A 1,414-nucleotide genomic window follows, 5' to 3' on the forward strand; every position below is an offset into this window, starting at 1 on the left:
GATGAGTACGGGGCCCTCGGCACCGAGACCGAGTACCGCTATCCGCTCACCGTCCCCCTCCTCCCCGACCTCCTGCGGAGGCTTGGCGTCCTCATCCCGGAGGACCCCGGAGAGGCGCCCGATATGCGGGGGGAGGTCCTCGCCGAAGGTCCCGGCATCAAGATCGCCCTCGACACGACGCCCTTCTGGCGCGACCCCGCCACCCAGCGGCTCTATGACATCGGTGCGCCTCAAGTGCCCCCGGGGAGTGAACTCGTCACCAGGTATATCCCGGAGGTCGTCGTCGATCCGGCGGTCTCGATTCCGGGTGAGCGACGGCAGACTCTGGCGGAGGCGGAGGCCAAGCGGAAGCTGATCCGTGACCGGCTGGCGCGCACGGCCGAGTGGGGCGGTCCGATACCGCTACGGGAGCTTCTGGAAGACCTTCCGGGGTGGGAGATCACCGAACTCGGCCAGGGAGTCATCGTTGATCCTCCCGGTCTGGGGTATGACGGCCGCTCCTACCACCAGCCCACTCTGGGCACCCCGGCGTTCGGGTTCAGGGCGGCCCAGGACCACGCTCTTGGGCGGCTGTCGGCGCCGTACCTGCTGGATCTGTTCGTGGCGGGGCGGCAGGCCGGGCAGCGGTCCGCCCGGCGACTGGTGACCCGGATCATGGGTGGCGACAAGGTACCGGCGAGGTTCCTGCCGTTCCTGTCGGTCATCCCGGATGTGGACGAGGTCTGGGGATACGCCTGGCAGATGTTCAACCAGGCCGCCGCCCAGCCGGCGACCAAACCCCCGCAGCTGTTCAAGAACATGCTGCCGCTGCCGCTGCGGCACGCTCTCGACAGCGCCCGCCGGGCACTGCGGCCGGACACGCGAGGTTTTCTCGACGAGGATCACGACGCGCTCAGCAAGCTGGTTCACGACGAGCTGACGGCGCTGATGAGGCGTTATTTCCGGCGGTACAAGCCGGGCGAAGCCGTCCCGGACGGGTTCTTCGACAGGGCGGTCGGCGACATGCTCTCCCCACGTGAGCAGGTGACGGCCGCGCTGACGGGGCGTACGTCCCAGGGGAGGCAGACCACCCCGTCCGAGACGCTCGGCATGGCGGAGTTCCCGCTGGACACCGACAGTGCCCGGCTGGCGGTCGCGCTGCTGCTGGGCGAGTTCCGGGCGCTGGCGGTGGCGGCGGACGGCCCCTTGATGACCGAGGAGCAGATCGAGCAGACCGACGCCGAACTGGCGGCCCTCGGTGAGCGGTTGTACCGGCGGGCGGTGGCGGCCTCGGTCCCGCTGCCCCCCGAGGAGCTGCGCCGGTCTGTGCAACGGATTCTGGACAACCGGGTGGTGCGGGACTTCTCCCGGTTCCTGCGGCTGGCCGTCGAGGGCGTGCCGCACGTGGACGGCGCGCCGCGGCGGCTGCTGACCG

At 70.2% G+C, this 1,414-nt stretch carries 1 protein-coding gene; it reads left to right on the plus strand.

The window, feature by feature from the left end; all coding sequences use genetic code 11:
• Positions 1–1,414, plus strand: a 1,414-nt coding sequence (locus CCN51_RS55470) for a hypothetical protein (RefSeq protein WP_211303324.1), incomplete at both ends; no start/stop codon positions are given.

It is taken from the genome of Streptomyces milbemycinicus, assembly GCF_002154605.1.
Lineage (GTDB): Bacteria > Actinomycetota > Actinomycetes > Streptomycetales > Streptomycetaceae > Streptomyces > Streptomyces milbemycinicus.